At 46.0% G+C, this 12,658-nt stretch carries 12 protein-coding genes and 1 pseudogene; 7 read left to right on the top strand and 6 right to left on the bottom strand.

Annotation, left to right across the window (positions count from 1 at the left end):
• Positions 1 to 80: 80 nt before the first annotated feature.
• Positions 81 to 1,604 (bottom strand): peptide ligase PGM1-related protein, encoded by a 1,524-nt coding sequence (locus tag QUB16_RS31250; RefSeq protein ID WP_333322130.1) that lies wholly within the window; start codon positions 1,602 to 1,604, stop codon positions 81 to 83.
• A 101-nt stretch (positions 1,605 to 1,705) separates the two neighbouring features.
• The gene (locus QUB16_RS31245; RefSeq protein ID WP_333322128.1) at positions 1,706 to 3,322 is read right to left on the bottom strand and encodes a glycosyltransferase family 39 protein; all 1,617 of its coding nucleotides are present in this window, start codon (positions 3,320 to 3,322) and stop codon (positions 1,706 to 1,708) included.
• A 318-nt stretch (positions 3,323 to 3,640) separates the two neighbouring features.
• Between QUB16_RS31245 and recA the strand changes: the two genes are divergently transcribed.
• The 3 genes and pseudogenes from recA to QUB16_RS31230 form a co-directional block, all read left to right on the top strand.
• The gene (recA, locus tag QUB16_RS31240; RefSeq protein ID WP_333322127.1) at positions 3,641 to 4,777 is read left to right on the top strand and encodes a recombinase RecA; all 1,137 of its coding nucleotides are present in this window, start codon (positions 3,641 to 3,643) and stop codon (positions 4,775 to 4,777) included.
• A 193-nt stretch (positions 4,778 to 4,970) separates the two neighbouring features.
• A complete protein-coding gene (locus tag QUB16_RS31235) occupies positions 4,971 to 5,141 on the top strand; it encodes a type II toxin-antitoxin system Phd/YefM family antitoxin (protein WP_333322131.1) in 171 nt (56 codons plus the stop codon).
• A gap of 22 nt (positions 5,142 to 5,163) precedes the next feature.
• A pseudogene (locus tag QUB16_RS31230) lies at positions 5,164 to 5,394 on the top strand (type II toxin-antitoxin system YoeB family toxin); the annotation flags it as partial.
• A 22-nt stretch (positions 5,395 to 5,416) separates the two neighbouring features.
• Here QUB16_RS31230 and QUB16_RS31225 read toward each other — a convergent pair.
• Positions 5,417 to 6,136: a hypothetical protein gene (locus tag QUB16_RS31225; RefSeq protein ID WP_333322125.1), complete on the bottom strand. Its 720-nt coding sequence runs from the start codon at positions 6,134 to 6,136 to the stop codon at positions 5,417 to 5,419.
• A gap of 612 nt (positions 6,137 to 6,748) precedes the next feature.
• Here QUB16_RS31225 and QUB16_RS31220 point away from each other — a divergent pair.
• Together QUB16_RS31220 and QUB16_RS31215 are read left to right on the top strand one after the other, a co-directional pair.
• Positions 6,749 to 7,222 carry a Coq4 family protein gene (locus QUB16_RS31220; RefSeq protein WP_333322123.1) on the top strand — a complete coding sequence of 158 codons (474 nt, stop codon included), beginning with the start codon at positions 6,749 to 6,751 and terminating at the stop codon, positions 7,220 to 7,222.
• A 29-nt stretch (positions 7,223 to 7,251) separates the two neighbouring features.
• A complete protein-coding gene (locus tag QUB16_RS31215) occupies positions 7,252 to 7,476 on the top strand; it encodes a response regulator transcription factor (protein WP_083888111.1) in 225 nt (74 codons plus the stop codon).
• A 296-nt stretch (positions 7,477 to 7,772) separates the two neighbouring features.
• On the opposite strand, the gene QUB16_RS31210 is transcribed toward QUB16_RS31215, so the two are convergent.
• The 3 genes from QUB16_RS31210 to QUB16_RS31200 form a co-directional block, all read right to left on the bottom strand.
• Positions 7,773 to 8,669 carry an alpha/beta hydrolase gene (locus QUB16_RS31210; protein ID WP_333322121.1) on the bottom strand — a complete coding sequence of 299 codons (897 nt, stop codon included), beginning with the start codon at positions 8,667 to 8,669 and terminating at the stop codon, positions 7,773 to 7,775.
• Between the two features lie 217 nt (positions 8,670 to 8,886).
• Entirely contained in the window at positions 8,887 to 10,359 is a 1,473-nt protein-coding gene (dacB, locus tag QUB16_RS31205; protein ID WP_445251182.1) for a D-alanyl-D-alanine carboxypeptidase/D-alanyl-D-alanine endopeptidase, read from the bottom strand.
• A gap of 81 nt (positions 10,360 to 10,440) precedes the next feature.
• Entirely contained in the window at positions 10,441 to 10,767 is a 327-nt protein-coding gene (locus tag QUB16_RS31200) for a (2Fe-2S) ferredoxin domain-containing protein (protein ID WP_333322118.1), read from the bottom strand.
• A gap of 245 nt (positions 10,768 to 11,012) precedes the next feature.
• Here QUB16_RS31200 and QUB16_RS31195 point away from each other — a divergent pair, with 245 nt between their 5' ends.
• Positions 11,013 to 11,474, top strand: coding sequence for a CBS domain-containing protein (locus tag QUB16_RS31195; RefSeq protein ID WP_333322116.1), 462 nt, complete (start codon positions 11,013 to 11,015; stop codon positions 11,472 to 11,474).
• Positions 11,475 to 11,612: 138 nt separating this feature from the next.
• The gene (gene nblB, locus QUB16_RS31190; RefSeq protein ID WP_333322114.1) at positions 11,613 to 12,287 is read left to right on the top strand and encodes a phycobilisome degradation protein NblB; all 675 of its coding nucleotides are present in this window, start codon (positions 11,613 to 11,615) and stop codon (positions 12,285 to 12,287) included.
• The last annotated feature ends 371 nt before the right edge of the window (positions 12,288 to 12,658 follow it).

Below are 12,658 nucleotides of genomic sequence, written 5' to 3'. Positions count from 1 at the left end.
CCAAAAAGGACGGGCGGGACGCCCATCCCACAATAACAATTAAAATTGTAAGTTATTTAATTCGCGATCCTAAATGAGATTTAGTATGAGGTTTCGCGATCGAGCACTTTCACAACTTTGTTATACCTCTCCTCAGCTTCTTGCTGCGAATTGCCGATACTCGTCACTCCCAATTTGCCAAACTCCGACAAACAACCCATTAAATGAAACACACTGCCCGTCTCTGTACCGCTGTCAAAGTGCAGTTGATTGTCAGCAATAATATCCATCAAATCGTTCGGTAATAATCCCCGATAGCGCTCTTTTTTCAAATTGTCCGAAGCGAGATAATATTTCGGACGGCCCTGCTGGCTGTAAAATAATCCGGTAGTACGATCGTACCGACCGTTTGTTAACAGCTTCAAAGCCATAAACGGATGAGTTGTGCCTCCTTTACGTAAGTTAATTTCTATTGCTTGAAGATCCCATTTTCCATCGGATTGCTTTACAGCGAGAAAATCTACTCCAAATCTCTCTAAAGCACCTTTTTCGGCTAAATTTTTCCCAACTTTCCATCCCAATTCTTGCAACGCCAGCCGGTAAGATTCGTCCGCAGGAAATCGGCAACCTAAGAAAATTTGGCCGTCGGGGCCTCCTAAAATCTGGTCGTGAGTGGAGAGGATTTCTACTTCGCCGCTGGGAATAATTCTGCCTTGAACGCTGGGGGAGAACTTTTCTTCTCCTTCGATAAATGCTTCGGCAATTGCCCCTAATTCGGGAATGCGGCTGCTAAAATTTTCCCAGGTTTCGCCCGTTGCTTGAAAGCGCAAATTATGGAAGTGCTCGCCAATTGCCTTCGCTCTTTCTGTAGGTGCTTTACTCGCCAGGGAACGCAGATCGAGAATTGCATTTCCTTCCCCCGAAAAACCTTCATTTAACTTAATTACGATCCGCTGCAAATGTGGCTGCCGTTCCCACAACCGTGCGGCAGATTCTGCTAAATCTTCCGCATTCCAAACCAAGTCAGAACCGTCAGGATAAGGCACGCCACATTCTTTAAAAATTTGCCTGCTACCGCTTTTTGTTCCCCAGTATAACAGATCTGGATCGCTGGCCCACAAAGGAATCCCCAATTTAACAGATAACTCCCGTTCTAAGGGCGTCGAGTTATAACAAACCATATAAGATTTTGTCGGCCGCACTGCTTGACGAATGCGCTCCATCAAGCGGGGGCGCTCTAAAATTTTCTGGGTGAGGGATTTGGCAGAAGCATCGTAAGCACTGAACAGCAAAAGCCGATCGCGCGCGTGAGAAAACGGAATTCCCGGCAGCAATTGCAGGTAATAATCCACAATCATCGGGTGCAAGGGTTCCGAGGTAATGTAAATTAAGCGCGTGCGGGGATTTCGCAGGCGAATCAATGAAAATAAATGCCGCTCTTCGTAATGGTAAGCACCCTCAACTTTCTGCATTTCTTGCTGATCTAAGCTGACAGAAGGAATGATAATAATGTCACAATCTCCGCCGTCGAATTCTTCTATCGCTCGCCAACGTTCGCGTAATTCTGTCTGAAGATTGCGAAACTTCTGCGAATGTTCTGAGTCAAAATGATTGGGATTTTGCATTTCGTTATCCTAAACTGTTGCACATTTTTAAAACATCCTTAACTTTCGTGAAAAACAAACTCACCTTCTTGACCACAACTCCCACCTCAAAACTATGTAGCTCAGTCAGCTCGCCGCGCTCGAAAAAGCCTGGCATATTCCAATATTGGCTCTAAGCGGCGTTGATTTTGCTTGAGTGCCGAGATCAATTTTTCCGAAGGGCCCAACACCAGGGGAGCCGAATATTTGTTCAGCATCTCGATTTCTGGCGACTGGCTCAGCAGCATCAGCCGCACGTCTTTGTCAAGCAAATAACTCAGAGACAGCAAATCTCCCATGTTCGTAAAATCGTTGCCGCGATCGCTAATTACAATTGTATCTTTAATCGATCGGTTAGCTATAGCCTCTTTGTTAATAATTTTCGCAACTTCAGCATTAAAATAGCTCAAGTCTTTGCTCCACCAAGTATCAGAAAAAGCGCTGACAGTACAGGATGCTATACTTGCTGTAAAAACCAGGGCTAAAATGACTTGCCAAAACCGCTGCTGAATTTTCACGTTACTGGCGAGCAAGTAAGCAACTGCTAGCTGCACTCCCGGAAAGCAGGAAATCAGATAGCGGCTGACGGCGGAACGTTTGCCGCCTAGGATTAGATCGGGTAACGCCAAGATCAAAAAAGGTACAAAAATTGATGTTAAAATAAACAGCCAAGTTGAACTGCTAGTCCGGCTGCAGATTGTGTAAAGGGCTGCCGCAATTAACAGCAAAAATGGCAATCTCAGCAGATAAGTCCAGATATTATCAAAGCCTAAGTCGAAGTCAAAAAATAATGCTGTAAAGCTGAGCGTCCACAATTTGACAAGATACAGCCAACCCGGAGATACTCGCGTCCAATCTGTCGTAGCTGATGCTCGTCCCAGGTTGGTTGCCAGCACGTAAATCCACGGAAGATACAATATTAAAGCTGCTGTTACTGCTAAAAAGAATTGGGAATTAGTTACATGACCTCGCAATTTGGTTTTTTTGACAAACAACCAGTAAGAAATTATAAAAACTCCGTGTCCGATGAGTGTTAAACTGAAGAAAGGGTGAGTGTAGAAACCAAGGGCGATCGCCAGCGAGTAAAATACCCAATTTTTCCAACCCCGCAACCGCACTGCTCTCAGCAGCAGCCAACTGCTGCCAATAACTGTGGCTGTCAGCAAACTGTACTGCCTTGCTGTCTGAGCAAACAATATGTCAAAGGGTGATAAAGCCAAAAGTGCAGTTGCTAATAACGCCGCCAAATTCGAGGCGAAAAGTTCCTGAGCTAAAGCGTACATCAAAGGCAGCGACAGCAAACTCAATAGTGCTGGCAAACTGCGGGATGCTGTTAGAGAACTGCCAAATTCCTGCATCCACCAACGAGCCATGAGAAAGTATAAAGGCGGATGCTGCGGGTCTTCTAGTGCTAAAGAACGAATCGTGTCTGCTTCTGTAGTTCCCGGTTTAATCCGCTGATATTTTTGCAATTGTGGTGCGGGAACAATCCGGTTTTGGAATAGTTGGTCGTCGATTTCTTGGCGGGTGAAACCAGCGGCGCGGATTGATGTGTAAACTTCGTCGTGCCAGTAAAGCTTGCGATCGATCTCAAAAAACCGAAATCCGATACCAAGTAAAATGCCGATCGCCAATAAGTTCATCAGCCAGCGGTAATTTTTGGTATTTACAGATGTGTCTTGATGCGTTGTAGATCCCATGCTTGTCCTAATTGTGGCGATTCCCTCCGGGATAGCTACGCTTCACGGAATTTGGAACTGTAGACCATCTTAAACCTCACTCCCAGAGTGATCGATACCAACTACATCCCCTAACAGACAATAATTCTACCCTCTGCCGGATGCCGAATACCTTCTAGCTCAGAGCCTTCTGAAAGCTGGCTGAGGCCCAAGCCTCCCCAAAATCAAGAATCTTCAACCAGATCCTCCCAGAACCTCCAGACCCCAAAAATAACTGCTAACATACGTGTTGTACAGTTAATCAACAAGCTCCGCAAGGGGTCTACCCGCGTACCGCAAATGCCAAAAAAAGAAGCGTCTATAAAAACTTCCACTGAAAACTCAGAAAAGCAAAAAGCCCTAACTTCCGTACTTTCCCAAATCGAGCGCAGCTTTGGCAAAGGGGCGATCGTCCGATTGGGAGACTCCACTCGCATGAAGGTAGAAACCATTCCCACCGGAGCCCTGACACTAGACATTGCTTTGGGGGGCGGTTTGCCAAAAGGTCGAGTTATTGAAATTTACGGCCCGGAAAGTTCCGGTAAAACCACTCTAGCCCTCCACGCGATCTCCGAAGTCCAAAAATCCGGCGGTATCGCAGCCTTCGTGGATGCCGAACACGCCCTCGATCCCACCTACGCCTCCGCTTTAGGCGTGGATATTGAAAATCTCTTAGTTTCCCAGCCGGATACCGGCGAAATGGCCCTAGAAATCGTCGATCAACTCGTCCGTTCCGTCGCCGTCGATATCGTAGTAATTGACTCCGTAGCCGCCCTCGTCCCCCGCGCCGAAATCGAAGGCGACATGGGCGACTCCCACATGGGTTTGCAAGCGCGTTTGATGAGCCAAGCTTTGCGGAAAATCACCGGCAACATCGGCAAATCCGGCTGTACCGTCATTTTCCTCAACCAATTGCGGCAGAAAATCGGCATAACTTACGGCAACCCCGAAACAACAACCGGCGGCAACGCACTCAAGTTCTACGCCAGCGTGCGGCTTGACATTCGCCGCATTCAAAGCTTGAAAAAAGGTACCGAAGAATACGGCAACCGCACGAAAGTTAAAGTTGCTAAAAATAAAGTTGCTCCGCCTTTCCGTATTGCCGAATTTGACATTGTATTTGGCAAAGGCATTTCTACTTTAGGCTGTCTGACTGACTTGGCCGACGAAATGGGAGTAATCATCAAAAAAGGTTCTTGGTATAGCTACAACGGAGAGAACATAGCTCAAGGACGAGACAAAGTGATCCAGCACATGGAGAAAAACATCGATTTCAAAAATGAAATTGAGGAGCTAGTTAAAAAGAAACTTGAGACTGGTGCTCTGGTTTCTGCTAATTCTGTCGCTCCTATTGAGGTAGATGATGTAGATGAGGTAGATGATGTAGATGATGTAAATGATGTAGATGATGTAGATGGTTTGGACGAAGAAATCTAAGTTTTTTAGTCCTCAATTGTTACTCGTTTACTGGTTGTTTACTGGTTTTACTCGTTACTTTCGCAAAGAACGAAAGTAACGCTCAACAGCGACAAGCGAGCCTCGAATTTAATTTTCGCTCGGCTTCGGCTCGCTTGTCGCTTACATGGGTTAAGAGGCACAGCCAGTCAACAAGTAAACCAGTAATACCGTCATCACTAGACGGGACGCGGAGGATGCCGTGGTTATGTCGCTAGAGTTCTTTAATAGTTTGCTGGAAACAGTTCATTTACTTAAATCTCCCGCCAATGCTGCCCATTTGGAGCGTTCTATTGCTCAGTTTAAGCAGGGGAAAGTGGTGGAGCGACATTTGTTGGATGACTAGAAAGTGAGCATGGACGGATGAGGCTTGGGGCGATTATTTATTATATTGGCAAGGGCAAGACAAGAAAACTTTAAAACGAATTAACAAGCTAATTGAGGCAACAATCCGATTGCCCTTTGAGGGGATCGGAAAGCCAGAACCACTGAGGGAGAATCTGGCGGGAGCCTCTCATATTTGTAAAAATACTTCTCCTGGCTCCTTCCTTCTGCCTCTTGCCTCAAAACTCCTATTTCTAGCTTGGCTGCACAAGTGAAAGGCTCCCTATTTACGAACACTTATTCAGGCAGAGAAACGGGCTGAACGTATTGAGAATTAGCGCGCACATAACAGCCTTGTCTTGTCAGCATCCAGGGTTGACCGTTCGCCATCGTAATCGCATTTGCTCCCCTGAGTTCAGCAGCAACTGTATCTCTATCCGCGCGGTAAACTTGTTGAATTGCTCCGTTTGCGGTCTTGCGGCAGTTGAGTTGTCCATCTCGCGAGGTCACTCGCCAAGCAGGCCAAGTTACAAAACCATTTGTTGGACTCAACCAAGTATTAGCATTGCTAGAAGTATAGTCGCCACTTGCATTAGGACGCGGTAAAGCTTCGACTAAATTTACTTTAAATGTCTGCCCAATAGAAGGACAATTTTCTCCTGCTTTCACCTTCCAAGTAACTTCGGCTCCCAATTGGCTGCTTCTTCCCACTTGACGCCTGACAATGGCAATATCTCCAGAACAAACAATTTTTGTGCCAGGGCCGGTCGCACTGTCTGTGAAAGTCCCATTGTAATAGTAAGAGCCTACTGCTCCTTCGGAACGGGTAATTTGAATATTGCCAAAAAATTCCCGATTGCCTACTTTGGTCAAGTAAAAACCGCTGCGATTGTTTCCTTTTTCTGACAAGTTTAAAGTAGTTTTACCGTTAGGATTAACATAAGTGGTAGCGCTAGCAGCAGCGCACCAAATCAATGACACAACTCCTGTGGATAACAAAATGGAAAGTTTTTTCACAGCAACACCTTGTATGAATCTCTACTTTATTTGTAGCTGTTGGTGAACATATTTGACCAGTCGCTCACATGAGTGACACTCATTTGAGCGACATTCTAACGACATAGGGGCAATCGCCCATGATGACCACTACAAATTCGGCAACCACGGGGGATTGGCACTACTGCGTAATTCCTAAACATCAACTCTGCATAACTTCACCTTACTTCAGCTCCCTTCAGCTCTCTTCACTTGTATGCACCTGCATCACGAGGCCTGCAAGCTTCAACTTCTGACTCATTGCAGGTTCCAATAATTAGCAGCAGAATAAATTTATATACGTAAGTAAGGGAGTTCCAATCACCGCTAAATACTGTAGATTTTACGGGTACTTCCCGGTGGGTTAAGTGGCGATTAGAAAAACTAGGGCGATTTTTACAGGTAGCAGATTTCAAATCTAAGAATGCTTGTAAAGAAATGTAAAAGCTCCTGATAGCCGATTGCTGTGACAGAAAGTACGATTTCTAAGCTGAGTCCGTAAAAAAAGTCGTCTTGATTCATCGCAAAAATGAACTTGACAAACACAAATTCATTTGCCAGAGAGTTAAATCATTGTTCGAGGGAGAATAAATCATGGCTGACGGTCAATTAGAAGTTATATTAAAGGTTGCTCAAACAATTAATCCTCAAATTGAGAGCGATCGACCTTTTGAAATAGACTTGGAAAAATTGCGCCAACTGCCAGCAGGAACATTAGGGTGCGAAGTGGCGCGATTTCTAGACGAACAAGGCTTTGAGCCGATCGCATCGGGAGACTGGATTCAGCGAAACCACGACGTTTGGCACGTGCTGACTGGTCTTTCAGCTTCAACAGAAGATGAATTGATACTTCAAGCGTTTACTCGCGCTCAAGTCTTTCGCCCTTCCTGTGCGATTTTAGTGTTAGTTGGACTGATCGGTGGCAAATGCGCGATCGGACAAATTATCAAAGGCTTAAAACACGGAAAATTAGCCACTCGGCTAATTAATTGGGACGTTGCATCTGATTGGGAAACTCCTTTATCTGAAGTTCGAGAGAAACTCGGGATTGTACCCTTAATTGATTAGATTTTAACTCGTTACCTCATTGGAAAAGTATGCAAAGCACAAGTTACAAACCGGAAATTAGCCTGAGTCCACGCGAAAGAGCGATCGCGCAATTAGTAGCCCAAGGCCTGCCCAACAAATGTATTGCCAAAAATTTAAATATCAGTCACTGGACGGTTGCTACTTACGTGAGGCGGATTTTTATCAAACTCGGTGTTTGTTCCAGAACTGCGATGATTGCACTGCTGATCCAAGAAAATTTGCTCTGGGACTGATCGATAAGTCAATACGCTTGGGTTAAGCCCGATCCCCCCTAGCCAAGGGCGGGCACTCTTGGCACCGCCCCTACGAAGGGGAGTAGGGGGTGGGACAAGAACTTACTCAAAGTCTCCCTTCTTAAGGGGGATTTAGGGGGCTCTCCGAGGAATAAACAGTTTTAACCCAAGCGTATTGATCAATAAGTAGGGTGCGTCAGATATTAAGAACGGGCAAGATGCCCGTTCCACAAAAAATCAATGTTCTTGTGGAACGGGCATCTTGCCCGTTCTTATTTGCCAGCGTTAATTTTTTTCTATGCCAAAGCCACAGAAGCAGAAGAATTTCTCAGAAAACTCAGCAATTCTCGATTCACCGTTTGCGGCGCTTCCTGCTGAATCCAGTGACCACAGTGAGGAACTAATTTCAACTTAAACGGAGCCGTAATTAATCTGTCTAAACCTTCTACAAGTTTGTGGCTCAAAAACGCATCATCTTCTCCCCAAAGCACCAAAGTAGGAACTGTCACAGGTTCTAATTTCTGCCCCAAATTCCAAAGCCTCTGCGGATGAAACATCTGCCGGTAATAATTGATAGCGGCGGCTAATACTCCCGGCTTTTCTAAAGCAGTCTGATAAATCTTAGTTTCCTCAGCGCTAAAAGATCCTTTGCGAACAGCTTGTCCTTGGAAAACATTGTGAACAAAATCTTTCAAGTTTTGCCGGATCAACAATTCGGGAATGCCGGGAACCTGAAATGCCAAAACGTACCAACTGCGGCGGATTTGATCTAAATTGCTCGCCATTTCCTGCATGAATCGCTGCGGGTGCGGAGCGTTTAAAATTGCCAAGCGGTTGAGTTGTTCGGGGAATTTTTGAGCTAAGTGCCACGCGATCGCCCCTCCCCAATCATGACCTACAACGTGAGCTTTTGTATAACCGAGGCTCGCAATCAAACCGCGAATATCGGCGCTTAGGGTATCCAAATCATAGCCGCTTTCCGGCTTGTCGGAATCGTTGTAGCCCCGCAAATCCGGCACTACCACCTTGAAATGACGCGCTAAAGCAGGGATTTGATGACGCCAAGAGTACCAAAACTCTGGAAACCCATGCAGGAGGAGAACGAGCTCGCCTTCTCCTTGAGAAACGCAGTGCAGGCGGATGTTATTGGTTTTGACAAAGATGTGTTGCTGTTCGGAATCTAAAGAATTCATAGTGGGAAAGTTAGACTTATTTTCGGGAAGTACAGAACCCGCCGACTGGTAGCAGGCTAAAACGGCCCAATGGTGTTAATTTTTCTACTTTTATTGTAGCTGCTTTTCGATCCCCGCCGCTGCAATCTAATTAAACTTAAAACTTGTAGGGTTTTGGCGTGTCCTGTTTTTTAGGTGTAACTACTGATCTCAAGTTTCTCACCTTAAATGTATTGTTTTAACAGCGGCGCAGGCGATTCAATAATAGCACAATTTCGTCCGTTGCCGATCGCATTTTTGCAGTCGATAGGTCAGATTGATTGACGATAATGCTAAACACCAGCGGCTCGTAATTCGGAACCTCGATATATCCCGACAGCGCGGAAACTCCGCTCATAGTTCCTGTTTTAGCTTGCAAATTTACGCGATTTGGTGTAGTATTTAAGCGATTTTTCAAAGTGCCGCTCTCGCCAGCGATCGGCAGTGACTGGCGGTAAATAGATGCAGCAGGTGAATTGGCCATAAATCTCAAAGTTTCCACTAAGGCTTCTGGAGTAATTAAATTGTGGCGAGACAAGCCGGAACCGTCGGCTAATCTGTAGCTGTTTGGATTTACTCCTAATTGAGTTAAAACTGTTTTTAACTCTTTCAAACCCATTTCACCTGTATCCTCTTGTGGCACAGGCATCTTGCCTGTGAGTGTTTGTGGCAGGGGCATCTTGTCTGTAACTTTTCCCAGCAATCTCAATAAAACTTCTGCATAAAGATTGTTGCTTACTCGATTAGTTTCTCTCACCAATTCAGCCAGCGGCGGCGATTCAACGGTCGCTAATTCTTGATTTAAATTGCGAGAAGCCGAGGCAACTAAAGCCTGTTTAACAGGAATTCCCTCAGCCGCCAGAACTTGCTGAAACTGCTGCAAAAAATTATTAGCGGGGTTGACAACTGCGACATAAGCTGATTCAGGTTCTGCACCAACTTTCAACTGTCCGCTCACTCGAATTATAGGTCGATCGAACTCCCGGCCAATTTCAATAAACTCAGATTCGTTTTGGGCGACTGTTACTGAATTGTTCTGAAGTTGCCACTGATTTGCCAGCTTTGGTTCGGCAAAAGTAACTTTCAGTGGTTGCCCGATCGCCTGTGGGGACAAAAGAAGGTCGATCGCGTTTTGATTGAAAATTAAACTGTTAATCGGCGCTCCGTAGCCAGCTTGCGCGTCTTCCCATTCCCAATTCGGATTGACTGCACTGCCTTGAAAATAGCTGTCATCGCCAATCAACTGGTTAACTTGACTGATTCCCCGCTGCTTCAACTGCTGCGCTAAAGATTTCAACTGAGCTTCTGCAATGCTCGGATCTCCCCTGCCGGCCACGTACAAACTCCCATTTTCGCCGCTGTAAACCGATGTCTTAATCCGAAAATCTGCACCGAGTTTCTGTAAAGCAGCGGCTGTAGTTAGCAGCTTGGCATTTGATGCTGGAATAAAATATTTCTGGGCGTCGCGGCTGTAGAGAGTAGTAGTAGAAGATAGAGGTTGAATCAAAATGCCCCAGCGCGATCGGCTAAATTCGGGACGGTTGGCGATCGCATCTACTTGCGCTCCCAATTCCCCCGGACAAATATCCCCAGCAACCGCCGACGTTTGCGCCATAACCGCCGACGGACGCCCCAGAATTAGGACTAACAAACTCAGCGCAATTCTTTGGATTTTCAAAGTGCCAGTTCCTTAACAATAACTATTAAAATTAGATGCGCCAGAGCTTGGAAGTTTCACCGAATCAAGTCAATATTAATAATAATAACGCGCATGAATTCTCGGATTGAATAGCGCCTCTACAGGTTTTCCCTCTTTGAGGTGGTCTTCCACAATCAAGGGTACATCACTCGGTTTAACTCGACAATACCAAATTTCGTCCGGGGTAACTCGTACAGTCGGGCCAGTGGTGCACTGTCCCTGACAACTACAGGCTTCCACTTTCACCCCTGCAACTTGTTGAGCTTCAAAAGCAGCTAGCACTGCTGCTGAACCATTTTTCAGGCAAGATTGATACTGGCAAACCAATACACAGCGCGCTTCTGGTTGGGAGTCTGGTTCTGTGGCTGGAGATTCTGGCATTGGTAAGGATTTATCCGCTCTTTAAGATATCTTAACAATCTTGTCAGACCGATCGCTCGCCGGAGAGAGGCAAACGGCAGAATTTTATAGTGCGATCGAAAAAAACAGCAAAATTCTGGGATTCAAACTTTTTCCTTCTTTACTACCTTTAAGCCCATCCTTTCAGCAGAGCTGCCTTTCTTCAGTCTGTGTCACGCTTTGCCTATATGATCGATAAGGAGAGATAACTCAATCAACCGCTAATCATGCCAAAAACAGTAGCCGATGTAATGAGCCGCGACCCGATTTTGGCGCGACCCGAAATGCCCTTGAACGAAGCGATTAAAATTTTAGCCGATCGACGCATTAGCGGTCTTCCCGTCGTAGATGAGAATGACTTGTTGGTAGGAGTCATCTCCGAAACCGACTTGATGTGGCGGGAAACCGGCGTAACTCCGCCCGCTTACATAATGGTGCTCGACAGCGTAATTTATTTGGAAAATCCATCTCGTTACGAGCGAGAACTCCACAAGGCTTTAGGACAAACAGTAGGAGAAGCCATGAGTACAGACCCAGTTACCATCGGGCCCGACAAATCTGTCCCAGAAGCTGCCAAACTGATGCACGATCGCAGCATCCATCGATTGCCGGTGGTCGATACTGCGGGTAAAGTAATCGGCATCCTCACTAGGGGAGATATTATTCGCTCGATGGCTGCCGAATCTTAAATTAACTGTTGCAGTTCCAGGACTGTATCAGAAAATGAGTCGTGAAGCGAAGCTATCCCGTAGGGAATCGCTCTTTCAATCTCGCTCGCTTTTGGCAATTACCAATTACCAAATCTCAAATCTAAAATCTAAAATCCGATGAGCATTACCCCTGAGTCTGTCGAACAATTGCTGAATTCCGAGGATTTTGGCGAAAGACTGCGAGCAGTCAACCAACTGCGGCAACTAGAACCCGCGATCGCCTATAAACTGATTCAAATTGCGATCGGCGACAAAAACGTCCGGGTTCGCTACGCAGCAGTCAGCCAGATATCAACCCTCGGCACGCAGAATCTGCCGAACGCTTTAGAGGTACTGCGAAACAGCTTGAACAACGACCCAGAACCCGACGTGCAAGCAGCAGCAGCCGATGCTTTGGGCGCATTGAAATTAACCGATGCTTTAGAAGATTTGCAGCAAGTTTATAGCAGTACCTCTGAATGGCTGGTGCAACTGAGCATCGTTGCGGCTTTGGGAGAAATGGGAGATCCGAAAGCCTTTCCGATGTTAGAAAATGCCCTCACTTCTGAAAACGAATTGATTCAAACCATTGCCATCAGCGCATTAGGTGAATTGGGAGATAAACGGGCGCTGCCGCTGCTGCTTCCCTACGCTTCCAATGCAGATTGGCAGATCCGTTACAGAGTCGCCCAAGCTTTGGGGCGGTTGGGCGGTGCAGAAGCACAGACAGCTTTGGAAATTCTCGCCAAAGATGAGGTCGATCAAGTTGCTCAGGAGGCTAAAGTCGGACAAGAAAATAGTTTGAAATCTTGAGATTGCTTTCGCGATCCGGAACAACCCTGCGCGGTTGTGAATTTTGAATTAATTTAGATTTTTTTGTGAGGATTCTACTAAAAACTTAGTTGGCGATCGCACACAGAATTCAGAAACCCGGTTTCTTCCTATATTTGTCGTTCCTCTCTGCAAAACTCGTAGAAACCGGGTTTCTAGCCAGCCAGCGGGCTGGGTGCGCCGCGTAAACCATACTAATCAGGAAAAATCTCAAATCTCAAATCTCAAATCTAAAATTGTATTGATGCCACGGGCGATCGCACATGGGAGCATCTCAGTTTTGTAAAAAGCATTTTTTTTTATTGTAGTGCGAGCGTCCCCGCTCGCGTATTGTACAATACGCGAGCGGGGAC

It is taken from the genome of Microcoleus sp. D3_18a_C4, from assembly GCF_036702415.1.
In the GTDB taxonomy this organism is placed as follows: domain Bacteria; phylum Cyanobacteriota; class Cyanobacteriia; order Cyanobacteriales; family Microcoleaceae; genus Microcoleus.
This window is presented reverse-complemented; position numbering and strand designations above follow the sequence as displayed.